The following is a 23,281-nucleotide window of genomic DNA, read 5'->3' as shown; positions in this document are numbered from 1 at the left end:
GCCTCATCCGTTGAATTTGAATAAAAGCAGGCTGGGTGGGGACCCGTACAGGCTTGCCGATGGTGGACGAGATGGCCGCTCCGTTTCCTTTTCAGGATACCGGGGCGGCCATTTTCGTTTCGACATGGCGGAAGCACCTTAACTCCGCTTTGGAGCCCCATGCGCCTCTCAGCGACGGTTATCTCAGCGGACCGCAACGACTTTCATACTGGGCAACCGCGTCGGGCATCCATTGCCGGAAATTTTCCACGCGGGTGGACGAGGCTGGGTGGGTCGACATCCATTCCGGCGGGCCCTGCCCCTCATTCAGCTTACCCATGCGTTCCCACAGTTCCGGCGCCTCGCGCGGGTCGTAGCAGGCGCGTACCAGCAGATCGAGACCGATCTTGTCGGCCTCCGTCTCGTGTGCGCGCGAGAATTTCAGCACCGTGCCCTGCGCCGCAACGCCAAAGGCCTGCATGATCGCCCGCTGCTGGCTGACATCCATGTCGCCGAGGCCTGCGCCGACCGCCATCTGGCCCATCTGCATCACTTTTTGCTGGCTCATCCGTTCGGCGCCGTGATGCGCCAGCGCATGGCCGATCTCATGGCCCATCACAACGGCCAGCTTGTCGGGATCGCGGACATCGTCGAGCGTCACCTGCCCGTCGCCATTGCCCGTTATGTCGAGAATGCCTATGTAGACGGCCACATAGCCGCCCGGCAGGCAAAACGCATTCGGCGTCGCGGAATCCACCACATAATAGGTCCAGTCAAACTGGTCGGCGACCGGGGTGAAGGCATAGCCCTGCGCCTCAAGCTCCGCTTCCAGCTCAATCGCAGCTGCTTGCAGCCGCTTGCCGATCATGCGCACGTCTTCCGTCAGCGTCAGTTCGGCGCCCTGGCACCCGCCTTCGGACGCACACAACACCTGATTGCCCTGTTCCTGTTCCTGGTTGAGGATATGCACATAGGATTGCTGGCCGAGCTTGACCTCGTCCTGCAGCGACATCGTGTTCAGCTGCTTGCGGCCGGAGAACGGCACTTCGGTCTGGTTCATCTGCCAGTAGATGAACAGGCCGACCAGGCCGACAATGATTATCATGAACCGGCCGCCCAGCAGTCCGCCGCCTCGCCGTCTTTGTGGCATACGCATGGTGTGGGCCTCGCCGGAAAACATCGTTGCGACGAGTAATAACCGAGCCTTCCCCTACGCGAAAGCGCCTGAGGTGCTTCAAGAACAGTTCCTGCGACGCTATCTCTAGGAGCATGACCGAACAAACAACCAAGCCAAAGCTGGAAATCCGGATCATTCCGGTGACTCCCCTGCAACAGAACACGTCCATGATCTGGTCGACCGAGACCATGGAAGGCGTGTTCATCGATCCGGGCGGCGAAGTAGACCGGCTGATGGGCGCGGCCGAACAGTTCGGCGTCAAGATTGTCGCCGTCTGGTTGACCCATGGCCACCTCGACCATGCCGGCGCCGCGACCGCCGTGTCCGAGCGCACCGGTTGCCCGATCATCGGGCCGCACGAGGACGATCAGTGGCTGCTCGACGAGCTGGAAGCCCAGGGTGCCAAATACGGCATTACCGACGGCCGCAATGTAAAACCCGACCGCTACCTGCACGATGGCGACGAACTGGAACTGGCCGGTCTGAAATTCGGCGTCGCCCACTGCCCCGGCCACACGCCCGGTCATGTCGTGATCTACAACAAGGAAGGCGCCCTCGCCTTTGTCGGCGATGTCCTGTTCCAGGGCTCAATTGGACGCACGGACTTTCCGCGCGGCAACCACCAGCAGCTGATCGACTCGATCACCGAAAAGCTATGGCCGCTGGGCAACAAAATGCGGTTCGTGCCGGGTCACGGCCCGATCTCGACCTTCGGCCACGAACGCCAGTCCAACCCTTTCGTCGGCGACGCCATTACCGGATACCAGGGCGCAGCCCAGCAAGGTGCCGACGCGATCAGCCAGAAACTGGCCAAGCGCTGGACCTGACGGAGGCGAGACACCGCTTTTCCTGACAGCCTTGTCACGTTCGTGTCGGAACCGCTCCGGTCGCGGGGAGTTTGCAACCCTTGATCAAGACAAGGAGCACACAATGAAAACCTCTATGAAGCTCTTCGCCGCCGGCGCCAGCGCACTCGTCCTGGCCGCCTGCACATCCAGCGGCGTGACGGAGCGTAACGCCGCCTACGGCGCTGCCGCAGGCGCAGTCGCCGGTGCGGTTATCGGCAATAATGTCGGCGATGGCGATGCCGATCGCGGCGCCGCGATCGGCGCTGTGCTTGGCGGTTCCGCCGGCGCAGCCAAAGGCTGTATTGAAGCCGAGGACTGCGACATGCCAGGCGTCAAGGACCAGGAAGACGAGCGCGACGCTGACGGCGACGGCTATGCCAACGCCTATGACAGCTACCCTTACGACTCGCGCCGCTGGTAGACCCTCGCCTCCGGGCAGGCAGTCATCCGCCTCTTGAAGCCCCGCATCCTTTCCCGGATGCGGGGCTTTTCGCATGTCATAAGCCTGATTATCCTTGCTTATGCCTGCGACTCCCAGCTATCAGGCACCCGTTTGACCGGGAGCACGAAACGACCATGCCGAAGCGCACCGACATATCTTCGATCCTGGTAATTGGTGCCGGCCCGATCATCATCGGACAGGCCTGCGAGTTCGACTATTCCGGCGTCCAGGCGGTCAAGGCGCTGAAGGCCGAAGGCTACCGCGTCATCCTCGTCAATTCGAACCCCGCCACGATCATGACCGACCCGGACCTGGCCGACGCGACCTATATCGAGCCGATCACGCCCGAAATCGTCGAGAAGATCATCGAAGTCGAGAAGCCGGACGCACTGCTCCCCACAATGGGTGGCCAGACGGCGCTCAACTGTGCCCTCGACCTCCATCATGCCGGCGTCCTCGAAAAGCACGGCGTCGAACTGATCGGTGCCAAGGCCGAAGCCATCGAGATGGCCGAAGACCGCAAACTGTTCCGCGAAGCCATGGACCGGATCGGCCTCGAAAATCCCCGCGCCGCCATCATCGCCTCGCCCGAAATCCGCGGCGAGAATGGCAAGATCAAGGGTTATGACCGCCTCACCGGCCTGAAGGCCGCAATGGACGCGCTCGAAACCGTCGGCCTGCCCGCCATTATCCGTCCCGCCTACACGCTAGGCGGCACCGGCGGCGGCATTGCCTACAATGTCGAGGAATACGAGGAAATCTGCCGCTCCGGCCTCGCCGCCTCGCCGAACGCCCAGATCCTGATCGACGAAAGCCTGCTCGGCTGGAAGGAATACGAGATGGAAGTCGTGCGCGACACGGCGGACAATTGCATCATCATCTGCTCGATCGAGAATATCGACCCAATGGGCGTGCATACCGGCGACTCGATCACCGTCGCCCCGGCCCTGACGCTGACCGACAAGGAATACCAGATCATGCGCAACGCCTCGATTGCGGTGCTGCGCGAGATTGGTGTCGAAACCGGCGGCTCGAACGTCCAGTTCGCGGTGAACCCGAAAGACGGCCGCCTGATCGTTATCGAGATGAACCCGCGCGTGTCGCGCTCCTCGGCGCTGGCCTCCAAGGCAACCGGCTTCCCGATTGCCAAGATCGCCGCCAAGCTCGCCGTCGGCTACACGCTCGACGAGCTCGACAATGACATTACCGGTGTTACGCCTGCTTCGTTCGAGCCCACGATCGACTACGTCGTCACCAAGATCCCGCGCTTCGCCTTCGAGAAGTACAAGGGCGCCGATCCCGTGCTCACCACGGCGATGAAATCCGTCGGCGAGGCCATGGCCATCGGTCGCAACTTCCAGGAAAGCCTCCAGAAGGCGCTCTGCTCGCTTGAGACAGGCCTTTGCGGTCTCGATGACCTCACGTTCGAAACCGAAGCGGCGCTGCGTCAGGCCCTCTCCCTGCCCACGCCCGACCGGCTCCAGATCGTCGCCCAGGCCCTGCGCGAAGGCATGAGTGTCGCCGAGGTCAATGCCGTCACGTCCATCGATCCCTGGTTTCTCAGCCAGATTCGGGAGATCACCAAGGTCGAGGCAAAGGTTCGCGCCTGCGGCCTGCCCGACGATGCCAACGCCCTCATCGAACTCAAAGCCATGGGCTTTTCAGACAAGCGCCTCGGCCAGCTGGTCGGCCAGACGGAATCCTGGGTGCGCGCCTATCGCCACGCGCTCGACGTGCGCCCCGTCTACAAGCGGATCGACACCTGCGCCGCCGAGTTCGCCGCCAAGACGCCCTACCTCTATTCTACCTACGAACATGCCTCGTACGGCACCGAGGCGCCCGATTGCGAGGCCCTGCCGAGCAACCGCGAGAAAGCCATCATCCTTGGCGGCGGCCCCAACCGGATCGGCCAGGGCATCGAGTTCGACTATTGCTGCTGCCACGCCGCCTACGCGATGGAAGATCTCGGCATTGAATCCATCATGGTCAATTGCAACCCGGAAACCGTCTCGACCGATTATGACACGTCAGATCGTCTCTATTTTGAGCCCCTGACCGACGAGCATGTGCTCGAGATCATCCACAAGGAGCAGAGCGCCGGCACGCTGAAGGGCGTCATCGTCCAGTTCGGCGGCCAGACCCCGCTCAAGCTCGCTGCCACGCTCCACAATGAGAACATCCCGATCCTCGGCACCAGCCCGGAAATGATCGACCTTGCCGAAGACCGCGAAAAGTTGGCCGCCCTGCTCGACAGGCTCGGCATCCAGCAGGCGCCGTCGCGCGTCGCGCGCAGTGTCGCTGAAGCCGAAGTAAAGGCCAACGAGATCGGCTACCCGGTCATGCTGCGCCCCTCCTTCGTGCTCGGTGGCCGCGCCATGGAAATCGCCCGCGACGACGCAGACCTACGCCTGTTTGCCGCCGAGGCCCTAAAAGTCTCCGGTGACGCGTCTCTCTTCATCGACCGCTACCTCTCGGACGCCATCGAAGTCGATGTCGACGCCATCTGCGACGGCACCAATGTGCACGTCGCCGGCATCATGGAACATATCGAGGAAGCTGGCGTCCATTCCGGCGACAGCGCCTGCACCCTGCCTCCCTACACGCTGTCGGCCAGCCTGCAGGCCCGCCTCGCCGAGCAGACCATCGCGCTGGCCAAGGCCCTAGAGGTGCGCGGCCTGATCAACATCCAGTTCGCAGTCAAGGGCGACGAGATCTACGTTCTTGAAGCCAACCCCCGCGCCAGCCGCACCGTGCCCTTCGTGGCCAAGGCCGTCGGCGCGCCGATTGCCGCCATCGCCGCCAAGGTAATGGCTGGCGAAATGCTGACCAGTTTCGACCTCACCAATGCCAATCCGCGCCGCGTCGCAGTCAAGGAAGCCGTCTTCCCGTTCGCCCGCTTTCCCGGCGTCGACCCGCAGCTCGGCCCGGAAATGCGCTCGACCGGCGAAGTCATGGGCTGGGACGATGATTTCGGCATGGCCTTCCTCAAATCCCAACTCGGCGTCGGCGTCCGCTTGCCCGAAAGCGGCAAGGTCTTCATCTCGGTTCGCGATTCCGACAAGAAGGGCGTCACCGAAGCGGCCCGCAACCTAGTCAGCATGGGCTTCACGCTGATCGCCACCAGCGGCACGGCGACGTTCCTCGAAGGCGAAGGCCTGCCGGTTTCGCGGATCAACAAGGTGCTGGAAGGCCAGCCCCATATTGTCGACGCCATGATAAATGGAGACGTGCAATTGGTATTTAATACAACCGAAGGTGCAGCATCATTGTCCGACAGCGCGTCGATCCGGCGCACCGCTGTGAACCGTAAAATTCCCTATTTCACAACACTTTCAGCGTCGATTGCCTCGGTTCAGGCCATTGCGAGCCTGAAAACAAGGGAAATCTCCGTGCGCGCCTTGCAATCGGCCTGACAGAGGGCCACTTGACGGCCTGCATTTTTGCGACAAGCATTTCGCGCCAATAAACGAATAAGGGACCTGACATGGAACGCATTCCCATGACTGCTGAAGGCCATGTTGCGCTTCAGACAGAACTGAAGGCACTGAAATCCGTAGAACGTCCGAGCATCATCGCGGCGATCGCAGAAGCGCGCCAGCATGGCGACCTGTCGGAAAACGCCGAATACCATGCGGCCAAGGAGAAGCAGAGCTTCATCGAGGGCCGTATCAGCGAGATTGACGACAAGCTCGCGCGCGCTGACGTCATCGATGTCAGCAAGTTCTCGGGCACCAAGATACGCTTCGGCGCGACCGTGACCATAGTCGATGTCGAAACCGAAGAGTCCCAGACCTACAAGATCGTGGGCGAAGACGAAGCGTCAGTGAAACTCGGCAAGATTTCCGTCACCTCTCCCATTGCCCGTGCCATGATCGGCAAGGAAGAAGGCGACGAGGCCGAAGTCTCCGCCCCTGCCGGCGCACGGGCTTACGAGATCACGAAGGTCGAGTATAAATAAATGGGCGGGCCCGGCCTGCTCGGACCTTCCGTCTGGGCGGTGTCGGACGGCCGCGCAGGCAACGCGGCGCAGGTGCGTGCAATCTTGCAGGCCCTTGGCGAAACCCGTCGCTGGATGAAGATCGCCCATATTGAAGGCGCAGCCCATCGCAGCGATCCGGTGACGCTCAGCCCCCGCGCGCCCTGGACATGGCTGCCCGCTGACAGATGGCCGCTGCTGACTCATGCGCTGCCGGCTGGGCAGCGCGGCGTGTTGGAAGGCCCCTGGCCGACCGTCTGGATCGCAGCCGGTCGCCGCTCGGCCCCGTTCACGCACGCAGTCCGCGACCTCTCAGGCGGCAAGACGGTGACCGTGCAAATCCTCGATCCGCGCGTCGCCTCGACGCATTTCGACATGCTGGTCGCACCGACGCATGATGCGGTAACCGGCCCCAACGTGATCCAGACGATCGGCTCGCCGTCCTATTTCGCACCCGACCAGATCGAAGATGCCGGACAGGCCTTTGCCGACCTTGCCGACGAGCGCGCCAAGAGCGCGATTGTCATCATCGGCGGCGATTCAAAGACGCACACATTTTCCGCCGCCGCCGCCGAGCGCCTCGAAGGGCAGCTGCGCCAGCTTGCCGCTGAAGGCTGGCGCCTGCGCATTACCACGTCACGGCGCACGCCCCTGCCAGTGGTTTCCCGCCTGCGCACCCTCGCCGATCAGGTCGGCGCCCGCTTCTGGTCAGGCCCCGAGGATGGCCAGAACCCCTATCTCGCTTGGCTGGCCTTTTCCGACGCCGCCATCGTCACCGAAGACAGTTCCAATATGCTGTCGGACGCCGCTTGGCACGGCCTGCCCGTGCACATTGCTCGCCTCGAAGGCCGACATGAAAAATTCGACCGCCTGCATGACAGCCTGATCACGCACGGCGCGGCGCGCTGGTTCGGCGGCACGCTGGAAAGCTGGACCTACCCGCCCTTGCGCGAAGCTGACCGCGTCGCCGATGCCATCGTCGCCAAACTGCTGGAACGCTACCCCCAGCCCGACATCCCCGCCAGCACCACCCACGTCGCCCCACCCGACTGGATGAGCTGAGCGCCCCCAGCCACACCCATATCACCCCCTCGGCAACCCCACATCCTCCCCCCTTCACAGGGGAGGTGGCACAGGCCTTTGGCCTGTGACCGCGGGGCACTTATCCACCCCCTGCCCCACCCGGTGTATAATTCGCCGCGATGCCCAGCTTCTCCCTCCTCACCCCCATGCCCGACCTGCCCTGGTATCTCCTGCCCATCTGGCCGCTGGCCTTCTGGCGGATCCAGCGCCTGAAAGCGTGGTTTCGCGCAGCCGGCGGTCCCGGCAGCCAGATGCTCTGGGGCGTGATGTGGAACGGACGTGTCGTAATCATCCAGCTCTCGGACGATCTCTCCGAACATCATCCGGGCTGTTTCCGTGCACCTGTCTCCGGAAGGCTGAAACTTGCCTTCAATGCCGAAACCAATTTCCCGTGTCCGCTGCGCAGGCAGGGGCGGCGAATCTCTGGCACCGGCTCGCACGGCCCCGCGCCCCTGGCTGCGCAGCGGACACGGGCCTCTACGGGCTGCCGCTGACCCATGCCACCCCGCAGCACACCCAAACCCCACCTAAAGCGCCCTAACAGGCGCCGCACCTGCAGGGCAGGCCTACGCCGCCACCACCCGCTCGTCTGCCGGGATGGCCTTCAGGATAAACCCGCCGCCAAGGATTTGCGTGCTGCCTTCGGGATCGTACAGCACCGCCGCCTGCCCGCGCGCCACGCCTTCTTCCGGTTCATCGAACCAGATCACCGGAATGTCGCCCTGCCAGCCGAGCCGTCCCGGCACCGGTGGCCGCGTTGAGCGTACCCGCACCAGCACCGGTGCACCGGCATCGGCTGCCGATTCCAGCGTGCCCTTGCCGAGCCAGTTCAGCTCTTCCAGCAACAGACCGGACGTCATCAGCGCTTCGCGCGGGCCGACAACAACCCGCCGGTTCGGCGCGTCGATCTTGACCACGAACAAGGGTTCGCCCACGGCCACATTAAGCCCGCGCCGCTGGCCGATCGTGTAATGGATCACACCCTCGTGCTGGCCGAGAACCCGGCCATCAAGGTGCACGATATCCCCTCCGCGCCCGGACCCGGGGCGGAGCTTCTCGACCACTTTGGCGTAGGAGCCTTCCGGCACGAAACAGATATCCTGGCTGTCGGGCTTGGCCGCGACCGGCAGGTTGAACTGGTCGGCCAGTTCCCGCACTTCCGTCTTCGGCAGCCCACCGAGCGGGAAGCGGATATAGTCCAGCTGGTCGCGCGTCGTGGCGAACAGGAAGTAGGACTGGTCGCGGCTCGCATCGGCGGCGCGGTGAAGCTCCGGCCCGTCCGGTCCGTCCGTCCGCCGAATATAATGCCCCGTCGCAAGGCAGTCGGCACCCAGCTCCTTCGCGGTGCGAAGTAGGTCCGAGAACTTGACCGTCTGGTTGCAGCGGATGCACGGGATCGGCGTCGATCCGGCGAGGTATGTGTCGGCGAAATCTTCCATCACCTGCTCGCGGAAGCGGCTTTCATAATCCAGCACATAATGCGGAATGCCGATCTGGTCGGCCACATTGCGCGCGTCATGGATGTCCTGGCCGGCGCAGCAGGCACCCTTCTTCTCGATGGCGGCGCCATGATCGTAGAGTTGCAACGTGATGCCGATCACATCATAGCCTTCGGCCTTCAGCATCGCGGCCACAACCGAGCTGTCGACCCCGCCCGACATGGCGGCGACGACCCGCGTATCGGCGGGGCTCTTGTCAAATCCGAGCGAGTTCAGGCCGCCCGTCCAGGCAGCGGTTTTGGTATCTGTCATGTCTTACTCCAACCGGGTTCAAGGCCCGGAGCAGCTTCAGGAAGGGCGCATATAGCGCGGGATGGCCGGAATTGCGAGGGGGTGAAGGCGTCTGCCTCAGAACCAGGTCCGTACGCCCGCCACGAAGATCGTGCGATCAGTGTCTTCCCCGGCGGCCTCGAGATAGTCCGCCGTGCCGCCAAAGCTGCCTTGCCACGCGACGCCCACATAGGGCGCGAACTCGCGGACGATTTCATAGCGCAGGCGCAGGCCCACATCGAGCGATGTCAGGCCGGAACCCGTCTCCAGCTCCGGAATGTCCTGCGCTGCGAACTCGGCTTCCAGGCGCGGCTGCAGGATCAGGCGCTGCGTCAGGCGGAACTCGTACTCGGCTTCAATCCGCGCGGTGAGGTCGCCATCGCTGCTGAGGAAGGCCGCCGCATCCACCTCGAACCAGTAGGGCGCGAGGCCCTGAACGCCGAGAACAGCATGCGTGCGGCCCTTCGGTTCAAAATCGTAGCGCACCCCGCCCTGGAGGTCGAAATAGGGCGAGATCGCGTGCGACCAGAGGGCCTGCGCTTCAGCGTCCTCGACAGAGTCCGTCTCCAGCGAATAGGCGCCCTCGCTCTTGATCCAGAGCTTGTTCACATCGCCGCCATACCAGGCATTGCCATCCCAGACGAGCGCGTCGCCCTCATCCGACGACTGGAGTTCCAGCCGGTCCGCCATCACAGAGACCTGGCGCGTGGCGCCGTGATGCGCCTGGACGTGGTCCCGAGCCTCAGCCATCTCGTAGGCATCGTAATATTCATCCGCCATCGACCAGGGCGGCGATGTGCCTTTAGTCTCCTCGGCGAAAACCGGCGCCGCGACAGATATCGCCAGCGCACAAAGGGCAATTCCGCGCATCATGGCTTCATCCCCTCATCGCCCATTTCGTCGTGGTTCATCTTCGAATGATCCATGGTCGAATGGTCCATCATTTCGTGGCCCTGATGGTCCGCCATCGGCATTGCCTTTTCCGATGGCATGACCGAGACGATCTGCATCATGCCAGCCGCCATGTGGAAAAGGAGGTGGCAGTGGAAGGCCCAGTCGCCGACATGCTCGGCGGAAATGTCCACGGAGAGCTTCTCCGCCGGCTTCACGATCACGGTATGCTTGCGCGGCAGGTGGCCACTGGCCTCCGCGCCGGGAATGAGGAGATCGAAGAACATGCCGTGCAAATGGATCGGATGCGGCATCATCGTGTCATTGATGAGGGTGAGGCGCACGCGCTCGCCTTCATGGAACTGGATGGATTTCGTCACCTCGGAGAATTTCACCCCGTCGAACGACCACATGTAGCGTTCCATATTGCTGGTCAGGTGGACCACGAGCTCGCGGCCGGGCGCCCGCGTATCCGGGTTCGGATCGAGGCTGCGCAACTGGCTGTAGGTCAGGGTGCGGTGGCCAATATCGTCAAGGCCGATTCCCGGCTCGTCGAGACGACTCATCGGCATGGCCGCCACATTGGCAATTCCGGGCCCGCGTTTGATCGGCGCCTCCATGGACACCATCTGGACCTCCGGCCCGTGCGGGTCCGGCATCGCATGGCCCATTGCCTTGTGATCCAATCCGGCCATCGCGCCGTGGTCCATCGTGGAATGATCCATTGCTTGAGGCGCATCGGTGCCCATGTTCATCGCTCCACGCCCCATGGCCGCATGGTCCATGCCCATGTCCTTCATCCCGAGCGTCGGCACCGGGCGCAGGGCGGGAACAACCGCGCGCATGCCCGGCCGGGGCCCCAGCGTCGCCACCGCCTGTCCGGACCGGTCGATCGATTCTGCGACGAAGGCAAACGCCTCCGCCACCTGCGGCGTCACGATCACATCATAGGTCTCGGCCACGCCGATCTGGAATTCATCGACCTCCAGCGGGCTGCACATTGAGCCCGTCGGCCTAGACGATCGTCATCGGCAGGCCCGGCATGCGGACATTGAAAAGAGTCATCGCCGCGGCATTGATGATCCTCAGGCGCACACGCTCGCCCGGAGCAAACACCATGTTGAAATTGTCCGCAGTCGACCGGCCGTTGATCAGATAGGTGTAGGTCGGCGCACCGACATCCGCGAGATCGCGCGGCGACATCCGCATCGCGCCCCACATGGCTCGGTCGTTGAGCGCGGACCCGAGACCATCGGCGGAGGCACCTTTCAGGAATTCCCCGACTGTGCGTTGCTGGAAGTTCTGGCTGTCGGAATGCTTCTTGAGTTTCGCGAACAGGCGATCCGGGTCGCCGAACGTCCAGTCTCCCAGCACGAGCACGTATTCGCGGTCATAGGCGACCGGATCAGCGCCCTTCGGATCTATGATGATCGGACCGTAATGGCCGACCTGTTCCTGCAGGCCGGAATGGGAATGGTACCAATAGGTGCCATTCTGCGGCACGGCATATTTGTAGATGAAGGTCTCGCCGGGCTTGATGCCCGGGAAGGAGACGCCGGGCACGCCGTCCATCTGGAACGGCACAAGCATGCCATGGCAGTGGATGGATGTGTCGGTCTCCAGTATGTTGGTGACGTTCAGCGTCACCTCTTCGCCCTCCCGGAACCGAAGCAGCGGCGCTGGCGCAGAGCCATTGACGCCAATCGCTTCGGTCGCGCGGCCATTGATGCGCATGGGAAACTTGCCCACGGTCAGGTCGAACCTATTGCCCTGCAGCGCCGGGATACCGAGATTGCCTTCGCTGGCCGAGCGCGCCTAGGCCCGCAGCGCGCCTGCCCCGGCCAGCGCGGCGCTGCCGGCGGCATATTTGAGGAAGTGGCGGCGGTGCAGCGTTGGCTCTCCTGGCGAAGTCACGACTGGTCAACTACGTGTCTGTCTAGCGGAAGCCAGGAGCGGATCGAAGCGGATTCGCGCAGCCGCCCGGTCACAAATCGGTCATCGCGCCCGGCTAGTGCCCGCCGCCGAAGACGCCCGTGCGGACATTATAGTCCACCGCCAGCGCGTAATCCGGATCATCGTCCGCATCGACCATTAGCTGCCCTGCGCGCTTGAGCAGCTTGTGGCAGTCGCGGGAGAGGTGGCGCAGGCGAAGCGTCTTGCCGTTTTCTGCATAGCGCGCAGCAAGGTCCTCAAGGGCCTGCAGCGCAGACTGGTCGACCACGCGGCTGCGCTTGAAGTCTACGATAACCACGTCCGGATCGGTTTCCGGGTGGAAGAGTTCGGCGAAGCCATCGGTCGAGCCGAAGAAGAGCGGGCCTTCGATCTCATACACATGCGCGCCGGGCGTGCGCACGCTGTCGCGCTCGATGACATGGATGCGCCGGGCATTGTTCCAGGCATAGGCCAGCGCCGAAACGATCACGCCAACGACCACCGCCGTGGCAAGGTCATAGGCGACTGTCACGCCCGTCACCAAAACGATGACGAAGGCATCCATCAGCGGGATCCGCGTCATGATCCGCAGGCTCTGCCAGGCGAAGGTGCCGATCACGACCATGAACATGACGCCGACCAGTGCGGCGAGCGGAATGCGCTCGATCAGGCTGGAGCCGACAAGGATGAAAGCGAGCAGGAACAGCGCCGCCGAGATTCCGGAAAGACGGGTGCGACCGCCGGATTTCACGTTGATCATGGACTGGCCGATCATGGCGCAGCCGCCCATGCCACCAAAGAAGCCGGTCACGACATTGGCCGTGCCCTGCGCCAGGCATTCCTGCGAAGCACCGCCGCGCTTTCCGGTAATCTCTCCGGCGAGGTTCAGGGTGAGAAGGCTCTCGATCAGGCCGATCGCAGCCAGGATCAACGCATAGGGAAAGATGATTTCCAGTGTCTCGAGCGCGAAGGGAACCGTCGGAATGGCAAAAGGCGGCAGGCCACCTTTCACCGAAGCCAGATCGCCCACCGTGGGCACGCTCAGTCCGAAGCCGATGACGATGCCAGCAACAATGCCGATCCCCGCGAGAGGGGCAGGAATGATCTTGGTCAGTTTCGGCATGCCCCAGATGATCGCCATAGTCAGCGCCGTAAGGCCCAGCATGATGGCGAGCGGCGCGCCGCTCATCCATTCGCCGCCCGCAAAGCCGTGACCGCCGACTTCCGCCGTTCCGGGCACCTTGAACTGGCCGAGCTGGGCCAGGAAAATCACGATGGCTAAGCCGTTCACGAAACCGAGCATAACCGGGTGCGGCACCAGCCGCATGAACTTGCCGAGTTTGAAGACACCCGCGATCAGTTGCAGTATCCCCATCAGCACAACCGTCGCGAACAGGTATTGCGGCCCCATTCCTTCGGCGATGCGGGGGTCATGCACCAGGCCGACCATGACAACGGCGAGCGCGCCGGTCGCGCCCGAGATCATGCCCGGTCGTCCACCGAACAGGGCGGTGATCAGTCCGACGATAAAGGCCGCATAGAGGCCCGCGAGCGGCGTCACACCGGCAACGAAGGCAAAGGCAACCGCTTCAGGCACGAGCGCGAGGGCGACGGTAAAGCCGGCGAGCAGCTCTGTCTTCACCCGCATCGGCGTCATCGCGGACAGTCCGTTTCCGGCCCAGTCGGTACGGGCGACGCGATCGGCAAATGCCGCGAAAGTGGATTTTACCATGTTTGGAGCCTGCTTCTATGTATTCAGCGCGGAGGAGCGCACCTCATACAGGCATCATGTTGCATTGCAACTTTGTGGCTGACGTCCGCCTATGGTGGATCATGCCGCCGATGCTGCGGCATTGGCCGTTCCGGCGGCAACCCAGGCGCCGCGGAAGTCGCGGGCGGGTTCCAGCTTGTTGGTCAGGCCAATAAGGCCCTCGCCGTGGCCCAGCAGAACCAGGCCGCCCGGCACAAGCTGGCTTGCAAGGCTTTCAACCACACGCACGCGCGCAGAACGGGCCATGCCCGGCAGCACATTGCGGCAGATCATGACATCGAACTTGCCGAGGCCAGCCGCGCTTTCGAGCAGGTTGTGCTGGCGGAAACTGATATGGGACCGAAGGGCTTCACTCGCTTCCCACTGGCCGGTTTCGAGTCGGTTGAAGTGCTTGGTCAGTCGATGAATCGACAGCCCCTTCTGGACATCATAGTGACCGTAGCGGCCCATACGGGCGTTCTCGGTCGTGACCTTGCAGATATCTGTCGACAGAATCTCGATCTTGGCACCGCGCAGGGCGGGCGGCAGTTCATCTTCGAGCAGGATCGCCAGCGAATAGGCTTCCTGTCCCGTCGAACCGCCCGCGAACCAGATTTTGAGCCGCCCGGTATTCGTCGCCTTTAAGCGCTCGGGCAACACGTCCGTCAATACGCGCTGCAGCGTTTCGCGTTCTCGGAAAAAGCGCGTGTCCTTGGATACGAGTGTTGCGGCAATCTCGGAGATAAAGGCGGGATTGGCCCGCGATTTCACGCAATGGACCAGGTCTTCCATCGTACCGAAGCCCTCTCGTCGCGCGATCGGGGCGAGTCGGGCTTCGATCAGATAGGCTTTGGATTTCGGAATCGACTGTCCGGACCCCTTCAGGGCCAGATCTGCCAACTCGTTGAACACCTTATCCTGCATGTCCTGCTCCGAACCCGGGGATTTTCACCCCAATCGTTACCAATATCGGGGCTTTTATTAAGAAATGCTTCAAACGAGGCCGACTTCTGCAAATTTGCTTTCGAGAATATCAGCGTCGAACGGCTTCATGATGAACTCGTCCGCGCCTGACCGGATGGCCTCGTTGATATGCTCGGCATCGTTCTCGATTGAGCAGAATACCACGAGCGGCTTCTTGCCGCCATCTTCGCGGCGCAATGCCCGCAGGAAGTCCAACCCGTTCATCACCGGCATGTTCCAGTCGAGCAGGACCGCGTCCGGCATGCTTTCCCGGCACGCCTTCAGGGCCTCGGCACCGTTTCCAGCCTCGACGATGTTGAATTTCAAATCATGGATAATGCGCGCCGCAACTTTCCTTACGACGCGAGAATCGTCAACGATCAGGCAGGTTTTCATGGTCGGTGCTCCCAAAGCAGACCTTCAGGTCGAGTTAAGGATTGCCCGACGAGCGTTAAGATTTCGCTGCCAGTCTCGAAGGAACCGGTCAGAAGTCGCATCAGCCTTCAGCACGGATATGCGTCGCCATGATGATGGCGACATCCTCGCCCTGCTTGGCCGTGATTTCGCCTTCCAGGCTGTCGCAGATCATCTTTGCGAACAGAGGCTGGATATTGTCGGGCTTCCAGCCGTCCTCAGGTTCGATTCCCTGAACAGACCGGGCGGCCTCGTCCTTCAGTTTCACCCGCTCGCCACGCGACGAGACCGTCATCGTCATGCCGGCCGCTTCGTTGCGCACGCGGGCCTGGATCACGCCACCGCGGGGCAGCGTGTCGACCGACATCATGATCAGGTTCATCAGCAGGCGCGCGTGCGAATAGCTGAGATGGTCAGTGGCGATATCCCACTCGATACTGGGCTTCAGGCCGTGAAGGAAATTCTCGGTGATTTTCTTGAACTCATGCATGTCGGCCGTGCCAGCCTGCAGGCCCAGCGAGCCATAGGAGTAGCGCAGGAACTGGATCGTCGCAGCTGCCTTGCGGGCACTGGATCGAAGCAACTCCTCGAACTGCTGATCCATGTCGGAATCACCGGGCTCGTCGAGCATTTCAAGAGCGCTGGTCACCCCGGAGACGGGTGACACGAGGTCATGGCAGATACGCGACGATATGAAGGCTGAAAGCCGTGCAGGATCGATCATGGAAGGTCCAGCCCGTTGTTGGCGTGAGATTACGTGCAAAATCGTGTGAGCCGCGCCTCGTGTCAATCAATCGGGCATGAAAGTCTTGCGAGGGCTATCAAAAGCGTGTCCCGGTCGGACGCCCGGGCGCTACTTCTTTTTCCAGGCGCCGGTTTCGTCCATGTAGTACTGGCCCGATCCGGTGCGCGCGATCTGCTTTTCGCCCGTCACGCGGGCCACCTGGCCAACCGTGGTTCCAGTTTGCTGCGACAGTTGCTCATAAAGCGCGCGGCGTTTGTTGTTGATCTCCTGAACCTTGCGGACGACGGCAGGATCTGCCGGGCCGACCACGCCGAGATAGCCGTCGATGCGCTCACCGACTTCGCCAGCGGAGATGGCTGCTTCGAGCTGGAGGTCACCAGCATGCGCATCCGGCGCGCTGACGATGGCGAGTGACGCGATGGCCAGAGCGATGAAGACATTCTTGATCATGTTCATGATATTTATCCTGTCGTCGCTATTGGGGGAACAGATCAGGGTTGTTGGAAATCAGGGCTTCGACATCCTTGTCGAGCTTGATGCGCACTTCCTGATCGATCTTCACGTTCAGATTGATCGTGATTGGTTTGTCGGACGGCTCAATACGGATTGTCGGCGTGCATGCGGCAGTAAGAGCAACGCAACCGACAAGAAACAGTGTTTTCTGCGGGGTCGTCATTTATGACTCCTTTTGTCTACTCCCAAACATGACATGGTTCAGCTTAACGTCAATCGACTGCACGGTTGTCTCTCATTCATCCGGCCGGCTGTCTTTATCGTTGGCCATATCGACGACCATTTTGACAAATTTATCCTGCTGGGCGGCATAGGACCCGCTTTTGACCAGTTCCGTCAGATCGGAATCGAGAGACAAGTTGAACTCGAATGCCTGCCCTTTCGGCACGGTGAGTTTCTTGCCAAAAGCAAGCGGCTGCGTATTTCGACCGATCAAATGCACGCTCGCCACGGTTCGGTTCATGAGGTCGCCTGACAGGCCGATTTCCAGGACGGAAAATTGTAAGTCCTTCAACGCGTCGAATGCCAGTTTGGCATTCGGGTCGCTGTCGGCCGCGGAATTGACCGCATCGCCTGTATAGGCGATCCGACCTCCCTTCGCGTCAGCCGCCAGAAGCGCGTCTTGCACCTGGACTTCGCTGCCGACGAAATCCACCGGGAATGTACCGCTGACCGTGCCCGTTGCCTGGACATCGGGCAGCTTCAGAACCGCCACCAATTGGCTGAGTTCAATCGCGTCAGCAGTTACCTCCACGCGCTGGTCGTTGCCGCCCAGCGTCCACTGGAGGGGCGAGACCGCGATCCGTCCTCCTGCGAACGGGAAACCGGCCTTTTCGATACCAAGGACCTTGCCCTTGTCGAGATGAAACTGAATACGGCCATCCGTTAGTGGAATGCCTATGCTGAGCGAGCCGACAATAACAACCTGTCCGCGATCTGTCGTCAGCTCCAGCAGGTCGCTGAACCGGACCTTGCCGTTGACGCCCTCAATCCGTCCAAGCCGCGTTGTCTGGAATCCAAATTTTTCAATCGTGACATCCCCTGTCGCGGACAGTTTCCCCGAAACAATATCCACATCTGCCTTTGCCGACGCATCACCAGCGGCAAGGGTAAAGACGCCGCGCAGCTTTTCGGACAGCATGACAGGCTGGAGTCCGCCAGCGCGGAACGTCAGCGGACGCGAACGGATGGCCGCCGTACCGTTGAGCTTGACCACGTCGAGATCAATCGTGGTGTCAGCGACCGTCGTGCCGCCCGCCTTCAGGCGCAACGGGCCGGTCATGACCAGCAGCCCATTGGTCAGCGTTGCCGTCATGTCCGAGATGAGCGGCTGGTAGAGCGGGTCGCTCCGATAGTCCTGGATGAGAACACCGTTGGCGTTCAAATTGCCGGACAGGCCACCTTTTCCACTGAACCCGTCAAAAACGAAACTCTCGGCGGAAACCTTTGCCGGCACCAGCGTCCCGTCGAATACCGTTGCACCCAGCTGCGCCGTCAGTTTCGGTGCACCGCGACCGGTCGCCACGCCCATGCGCGGCGTGGCACCCGAAAGGGTCAGGGTGCGCGATCCGATTACAAGAGGCAGATCAAGGTGGTCTGCGAGCACCGTCATCGCCAGCCCACCATTTGTCGACCAATCAACTGATGCCTTCGAGAGCTCCAAAGTGCCGGACGTGGACTCCGTAGAGAATGGCAGGCTGACTGCCCCCAGCGTGACCGTGCCGGCGGGAGACGCGCCACGCTTGCGGATAAAGCCATTGCCCTGCGGACAGGCATTCAGGCGAACAGGTTCGGCGCGGATGCTGCCGAAAACGAAACCCTGACTGGAAACACTGACGCATTTGGCGCCGTCCGGCTGCACCTGCCAGCCTGATTCATCTCGCGTGGCGTGAAGTCCGCCAACCAGTTCGGTCGCCTTCAGGTCGATCCCGAATATCTGTCCCGACAGGGACAAGCGTCCGCGGATCAGGAGGTCAAACTGTTCCGGGGCGCTGGTCATGGCGAACGTGCCGAGATCAGCCGATAGCGTCTTTCCGCCGGTTGTCCAGGGCTTAAGCTTGAATGCGTGTGACTCGATCTCGAGTCCCGCTGCTCCCTGCTGCAAGTCGTCGAGGCCAAGCTGCAGGTCCGGACCGCCGCCGCCAGACAGCATGATGTTGCCGCGCACGGCGCGCTCCGCCCCCTGAATCGACAGCCATGGCCCTTCCGCGGGTGGCATGATGTTCAGCCGTAATCCGGATGCCGCCTTCAGAAACGTTTCCCGCCGGCTTGAGAATGAGAAGACACCGTCTCGCGTGCCCGCACTGAACGCCATATCAAGATCGAACTTTGACAGTGCCCGGACCGCCGCAGAACGAAAACTGTTTCCGTGATCTGATAATACACCCGGAAATGCGATCGGCGCAGTGAATTCCTGGCGCAAGTCTGGGGCAACATGCGCATCCGTTGCGGACGCACGGCCGACATACAGCAATGTGCCTTCGGCTGACCGGCTAAATGTGCCATTCGATGCCAACGCCCCGGCGCCACCTCGCGGCGCGACGGCCTGGGATACCGAGAAGCTGACGGGTCCGCCGATGTTTCCGGTATCGCCTTTCAGGTCGCCTTCAAGGCTCAAAGTGCTTGCGCCATACCCGTCGCGTAACACGTCTCCGGACTCCAACTTGAACGTCGCAGCAGTCAGCGGCGCCAGTCCGTCTTTTGCCGAGAGGCTCGGCAGCTCGGTGAAGCTTGCCTTGCCACTGGTCCGGAACGCGCTCAAGTGCCCGCCCGGAAACACACCGTCCGCAACCGAGCCGGTCCAGTTGAGTGTCATCGGTCCATTGCCGACATCGGCGGCATCAATTTTGGCCGCAAAGACGGCATCCGTGATCGAGACGGTGTTCACGACAGCACGCTCCAGGACGACGTTCGCGTCGCCCGAAATTCGTCCCCTTTCAGCGACAAGGGAAATGCCGCCTGCGGACCAGTTGAATTCGCTCTCAGCCCCCTTGAGCGAAGCCGGGTCGAGCACTAAGTCGAGCGTGCCTTTCTGCGGAAAGGTGCCGTGCATTTCCACGGTCGCCGACAGTTCACCCGCCTCCGTTGAGAAGAATATCCGCCCATCGGTGATCTCGATGGCCGGCAAGTTCAGCTCTCCGGCGCCATCCGATTGCCCGACGAGCTTCTCGAGCCCGTAGAAGCGCATGCCCTTTTCATCGAGCGTACCGCGCACGACCGGCTTGTCCACGGTGATGCCCGCCAATTTCGGCGTGAGTAGCCGCGGCCAGCTGAGATGCGCGCTGGCTTCCGTTGTCTCGAACGGTACGTTAGCGCCCGCACTGACTTTGAGGTCCCGAATAGTGGCGCCGTGTGAACCAATCTGGACAAATTTACCCTCGCAGGAGAGCTGTCTCTCGGTGCACCAGCCAGCCAGCGCACGCTCGGCGACAGTCTTGCGCAGGAACCATCCCATCGCCAGAACGCCGATCAGGAGTACAGTTACAGCCACGACCGTCCAGCGAACCCAGCGGATCGGACGCGCCAACTCGTCGTCGCCCGGGATTCCTACATTTTGGTCATCTGTCGTATTCACGGTACAATCCGGCTTGCTTCTTGCTAGTCTTGAATTCTAGAGTCCTAAAAAGCCAAGAAGGCTAAAATGCGCGCGTTCTGCAATCTTTAACGCGCATATGTCAGAATGAACGCTCGTTCATCCGCAATTGCGCAAGCGACGCGGAGGGACTTGGTAATTACGGGAAGTTGCGCGTGAAAGATTACACCGAAACCGAACCGCACGCGACACGGCCGCCGAAGCGGAACGTGTCCCAAGGCATCAAGAGCCTCGCTGTCTTGTTTGTGCTGGGCTCAGCGTCCGCTGTGGCTGGTTTGTTCATGGTCGACTCGTCGGGCCAGCCCGCCCATGGGACAGCCGTAGCCGCGACGCCGCCCCCGCTCGCGGTAACCCTGCTCAGCGCCACCGACATGACCGATTCCACCGCTCTCGTCCATCAGACAGGAACACTGAAATCGCGCCAGACCCTGACGGATCTCGTCGTTAGCCTCGGTGCCAACCATCAGGATGCCAATGGCGCCCTGCAGACACTCTATTCCGGCGACTTGCTAGACGCGCGCCGCCTTCATCCCGGGCTGACTGCAGAGGCGTATCTGGACGGTGAGCGACTGAAAGCCTTGTCGATACGTGCCGAAGCTGACCGCAGCCTCCTGATCACGCGGAGCCAGGACGGTAACTGGGAAGCGACCGCCCTGAATGCCCGCCTGACCCCTAGTGTACACCGCATCGCCGCCTCGATCGACACGTCCATCTACGACACCGCCCGTCGACTCGGCGCAGGTGACCAGCAGGTCGTCGATTTCGCCAACGCATTCGCATACGATGTTGACTTTCAAAGGGAAATTCATCCCGGCGACCAGTTCGAGATCGTCTATGAGACCTATGTCGATGAACGCGGAACGCCGGTCAAATCCGGCGATGTGATCTTCGCGTCACTCAATGGACAGGCGCTCAGCCGCGATTTCTATCGCTTCACGCCGAGCGATGACCAAGTGCCGGATTATTTCGACAGCAAGGGCGAAAGCGCCACCAAATTCCTGATGAAAACGCCGATCAATGGCGCACGGTTGTCGTCATCCTTCGGCAAGCGCCGACACCCGATTTCGGGCTATACACGCCTGCACAAGGGAACTGACTTTGCGGCCCCCTCAGGCACCCCGGTCTTTGCCGCCGGACACGGTGTCGTGGTCCGCGCCAGCCGCTATGGCGGTTACGGAAACTATGTCAAAATCAAACACGCCAATGGCTACGAGACCGCGTATGCGCACCTCTCCCGCTATGGCCGGGGGATGAAATCGGGCAAGCGCGTCCGCCAGGGCGATATCATCGGCTATGTCGGCTCTACCGGCGCCTCTACCGGGCCTCACCTCCACTATGAGGTTTACATCAAAGGCACCCCTATGAACGCTATGGGGCTCAAATTGCCGACCGGTCGGAAACTTGCTGAAACGCCTGCAGTCCTTGAAGAGTTTGCCGTCAAAAAGGCCGAAATCGACCAGATTCGCGCCAGTCAGGGGGCCGATATCGGCCAGGCCCTCCTCGTTTCGGCCTCGACCGGACGCCACTGATCGATCCTCAATACTGTTCAAATTAGCTCGAACTCGCGTTGTTGGCGTATTTCTTGCTCGTGATCCTCTGAATCACTCCGCGTGGTCCATCCGGACCCGGCAAGGGACATCAGGTATGACGAAAAAACGTTTGGGCCCGGCAGAGGTCGATCGCACATTCCGTCCACACCATATGCTGGAATGGGCCATGGCCACCTGTGTTGTGCTGGGCATGCTTTTGCTCTTCATATTCGTTCGCCCGCAACAGCCGGAAAGCCTCGCCAGCGCTGACGCTGCGCAGGCGATGCTCGATTTTCGTGAAAACATGCCTTCGGCCTCGACGGCTAACAGGATAGGGCAGGTCACAGTCGGGGCCGCCGCCGCTGACGTGCTGGAAGTCCTCGGCGCCAGTGCAGAAGACGCGGAAGCCGCCGTCGACGCTCTGCGCCGGACCGGCCTTGTCGACCGCAAGCGCATGCGTCCCGGAACGGCCCTCACCGCCTATTTTGACGAGAGTACCCTGCAGGATGACACAAGCCGACTGATCGCGGTGTCGATCAAGCCGAACGCCAGGCACACGCTCCTGGCAACGCGTCAGGCGGACGACAGCTTCTTTGTCAGCGTCCTCACCGCGCGCCTGGTTACGTCGCATAGGCGGGCTGCGGGCAGAATAGAAACTACACTCCCTGCTGCGCTTGTCGGCGCGGGTGGCACGCCGGCACACGCCGCCGCACTTGCTGCCCTGTTCCCGGATGATCCTGCCCTCTCTACTGGCGGACAAAAGGGAGAACGCTATGACGCCGTATTCGAGGTTGCCGAAGACGAACGCGGAAATTTCATCGAAAACGGAGACCTCGTGTTTGCCGCATTCAACGGCGTGACGAGCCACGGCAGTTGGTATCGCTATACGCCGGGCGACTCTGGCCGAACGGAATTCTTTGGTTCAAATGGCGTTGCCGCACACCCATTCCTGACGCGCTTTCCGATCGGACGCGTGGCGATCAATTCAGGCTTTGGCCAGCGCTACCATCCCCTGACCGGGCAATTGCACTTGCACACCGGCATCGACTTTCGGGCCCCCGCCGGCAAACCCATTCAGGCGGCAGGCGACGGCATCGTCACGTTTGCGGGATTTAGCGAGGGATACGGGCGCCATATCCGCATCCGGCACAAGCGCGGTTACGAAACCCTGTATGCACACATGTCGGGCTTTGCCGGTCTCGCTGCGGGTGCCACAGTCAACTCTGGCGACGTCCTCGGCTATGTCGGCGATACAGGGTCTGCAACAGGCGCACACCTTCATTATGAAATCCGGCGCAATGGCCGTTACGTGAACCCGATGACACTGGAACTGCCGTCTGGCCGCAACCTGGCTTCCGAGCCCGAAGAGTTTGCTGCATTCCTGAGGCAGAAGGCCATGATCGACACGCTACGCGGCGGGACAGTATCCGACATGCTGACGGCCTCCAATTTTCTGCCAGTGGCCCAGCCGACCAGTCCGTGATCCAGGATTCCTGATGGCCGCATCCTTAATGAGCAGGCGCGGCCATCAGTGCAATCCTAGAGCGGTTCTGTCTTTGACAGAATCGGACGGATTCCCAGACACTTCGAACTCTGATTCAGTTTCCGGACTGGAAGAGGAGGTTTATCACCATGGGCAAGTACTATTCCGTTGATCTTCGCGAACGTGCCGTGGCGG

The 23,281-nt window shown here is 61.7% G+C and carries 21 protein-coding genes; 8 read left to right on the top strand and 13 right to left on the bottom strand.

Features of this window, described 5'->3' with window-relative positions; genetic code table 11:
* Positions 1–178 precede the first annotated feature (178 nt).
* Entirely contained in the window at positions 179–1,084 is a 906-nt protein-coding gene (locus ACESNB_RS17280; RefSeq protein WP_373009587.1) for a M48 family metallopeptidase, read from the bottom strand.
* 164 nt (positions 1,085–1,248) lie between these two features.
* Between ACESNB_RS17280 and ACESNB_RS17275 the strand changes: the two genes are divergently transcribed.
* The 6 genes from ACESNB_RS17275 to ACESNB_RS17250 all read left to right on the top strand — a co-directional run bounded on the left by ACESNB_RS17275 (position 1,249) and on the right by ACESNB_RS17250 (position 7,999).
* A complete protein-coding gene (locus ACESNB_RS17275) occupies positions 1,249–1,983 on the top strand; it encodes an MBL fold metallo-hydrolase (protein ID WP_373009586.1) in 735 nt (244 codons plus the stop codon).
* A 103-nt stretch (positions 1,984–2,086) separates the two neighbouring features.
* Complete coding sequence (locus ACESNB_RS17270) at positions 2,087–2,425, top strand: YMGG-like glycine zipper-containing protein (protein ID WP_373009585.1); 339 nt, start codon at positions 2,087–2,089, stop codon at positions 2,423–2,425.
* Positions 2,426–2,580: 155 nt separating this feature from the next.
* Positions 2,581–5,859 carry a carbamoyl-phosphate synthase large subunit gene (gene carB / locus ACESNB_RS17265; RefSeq protein WP_373009584.1) on the top strand — a complete coding sequence of 1,093 codons (3,279 nt, stop codon included), beginning with the start codon at positions 2,581–2,583 and terminating at the stop codon, positions 5,857–5,859.
* A gap of 71 nt (positions 5,860–5,930) precedes the next feature.
* A complete protein-coding gene (greA, locus tag ACESNB_RS17260) occupies positions 5,931–6,404 on the top strand; it encodes a transcription elongation factor GreA (RefSeq protein ID WP_373009583.1) in 474 nt (157 codons plus the stop codon).
* Positions 6,405–7,484, top strand: a complete 1,080-nt coding sequence (locus ACESNB_RS17255; RefSeq protein WP_373009582.1) for a mitochondrial fission ELM1 family protein — start codon at positions 6,405–6,407, stop codon at positions 7,482–7,484.
* 140 nt (positions 7,485–7,624) lie between these two features.
* Complete coding sequence (locus ACESNB_RS17250) at positions 7,625–7,999, top strand: hypothetical protein (RefSeq protein ID WP_373009581.1); 375 nt, start codon at positions 7,625–7,627, stop codon at positions 7,997–7,999.
* Between the two features lie 72 nt (positions 8,000–8,071).
* Here ACESNB_RS17250 and mnmA read toward each other — a convergent pair whose 3' ends face one another.
* The 12 genes from mnmA to ACESNB_RS17190 form a co-directional block, all read right to left on the bottom strand.
* The gene (gene mnmA / locus ACESNB_RS17245; RefSeq protein WP_373009580.1) at positions 8,072–9,256 is read right to left on the bottom strand and encodes a tRNA 2-thiouridine(34) synthase MnmA; all 1,185 of its coding nucleotides are present in this window, start codon (positions 9,254–9,256) and stop codon (positions 8,072–8,074) included.
* Positions 9,257–9,352: 96 nt separating this feature from the next.
* The gene (locus ACESNB_RS17240; RefSeq protein WP_373009579.1) at positions 9,353–10,147 is read right to left on the bottom strand and encodes a copper resistance protein B; all 795 of its coding nucleotides are present in this window, start codon (positions 10,145–10,147) and stop codon (positions 9,353–9,355) included.
* The gene (locus tag ACESNB_RS17235; RefSeq protein ID WP_373009578.1) at positions 10,144–11,166 is read right to left on the bottom strand and encodes a multicopper oxidase domain-containing protein; all 1,023 of its coding nucleotides are present in this window, start codon (positions 11,164–11,166) and stop codon (positions 10,144–10,146) included. The genes ACESNB_RS17240 and ACESNB_RS17235 overlap by 4 nt, the downstream gene beginning before the upstream one ends.
* A gap of 13 nt (positions 11,167–11,179) precedes the next feature.
* Positions 11,180–11,899: a multicopper oxidase domain-containing protein gene (locus tag ACESNB_RS17230; protein ID WP_373009577.1), complete on the bottom strand. Its 720-nt coding sequence runs from the start codon at positions 11,897–11,899 to the stop codon at positions 11,180–11,182.
* 81 nt (positions 11,900–11,980) lie between these two features.
* A complete protein-coding gene (locus ACESNB_RS17225; protein ID WP_373009576.1) occupies positions 11,981–12,079 on the bottom strand; it encodes a twin-arginine translocation signal domain-containing protein in 99 nt (32 codons plus the stop codon).
* 94 nt (positions 12,080–12,173) lie between these two features.
* Positions 12,174–13,829 carry a SulP family inorganic anion transporter gene (locus tag ACESNB_RS17220; RefSeq protein ID WP_373009575.1) on the bottom strand — a complete coding sequence of 552 codons (1,656 nt, stop codon included), beginning with the start codon at positions 13,827–13,829 and terminating at the stop codon, positions 12,174–12,176.
* A 99-nt stretch (positions 13,830–13,928) separates the two neighbouring features.
* Positions 13,929–14,771, bottom strand: a complete 843-nt coding sequence (locus tag ACESNB_RS17215; protein WP_373009574.1) for a protein-glutamate O-methyltransferase CheR — start codon at positions 14,769–14,771, stop codon at positions 13,929–13,931.
* Between the two features lie 69 nt (positions 14,772–14,840).
* A complete protein-coding gene (locus tag ACESNB_RS17210) occupies positions 14,841–15,206 on the bottom strand; it encodes a PleD family two-component system response regulator (RefSeq protein ID WP_373009573.1) in 366 nt (121 codons plus the stop codon).
* A 100-nt stretch (positions 15,207–15,306) separates the two neighbouring features.
* Entirely contained in the window at positions 15,307–15,948 is a 642-nt protein-coding gene (locus ACESNB_RS17205; protein ID WP_373009572.1) for a histidine phosphotransferase family protein, read from the bottom strand.
* A gap of 129 nt (positions 15,949–16,077) precedes the next feature.
* A complete protein-coding gene (locus ACESNB_RS17200; RefSeq protein WP_373009571.1) occupies positions 16,078–16,425 on the bottom strand; it encodes a YdbL family protein in 348 nt (115 codons plus the stop codon).
* Between the two features lie 19 nt (positions 16,426–16,444).
* A complete protein-coding gene (locus tag ACESNB_RS17195) occupies positions 16,445–16,645 on the bottom strand; it encodes a YnbE family lipoprotein (RefSeq protein WP_373009570.1) in 201 nt (66 codons plus the stop codon).
* A 72-nt stretch (positions 16,646–16,717) separates the two neighbouring features.
* Positions 16,718–20,056, bottom strand: coding sequence for a YdbH domain-containing protein (locus tag ACESNB_RS17190; RefSeq protein WP_373009569.1), 3,339 nt, complete (start codon positions 20,054–20,056; stop codon positions 16,718–16,720).
* 173 nt (positions 20,057–20,229) lie between these two features.
* Here ACESNB_RS17190 and ACESNB_RS17185 point away from each other — a divergent pair, with 173 nt between their 5' ends.
* Both ACESNB_RS17185 and ACESNB_RS17180 read left to right on the top strand, forming a co-directional pair.
* Positions 20,230–21,603, top strand: coding sequence for a M23 family metallopeptidase (locus ACESNB_RS17185; protein ID WP_373009568.1), 1,374 nt, complete (start codon positions 20,230–20,232; stop codon positions 21,601–21,603).
* A gap of 115 nt (positions 21,604–21,718) precedes the next feature.
* Positions 21,719–23,086, top strand: coding sequence for a M23 family metallopeptidase (locus ACESNB_RS17180; RefSeq protein ID WP_373009567.1), 1,368 nt, complete (start codon positions 21,719–21,721; stop codon positions 23,084–23,086).
* The last annotated feature ends 195 nt before the right edge of the window (positions 23,087–23,281 follow it).

This window comes from Hyphomonas sp. (genome assembly GCF_041689225.1).
Taxonomy (GTDB): domain Bacteria; phylum Pseudomonadota; class Alphaproteobacteria; order Caulobacterales; family Hyphomonadaceae; genus Hyphomonas.
The sequence above is the reverse complement of the archived record's forward strand: the minus strand, read 5'-3'. Positions and strand labels throughout refer to the sequence as shown.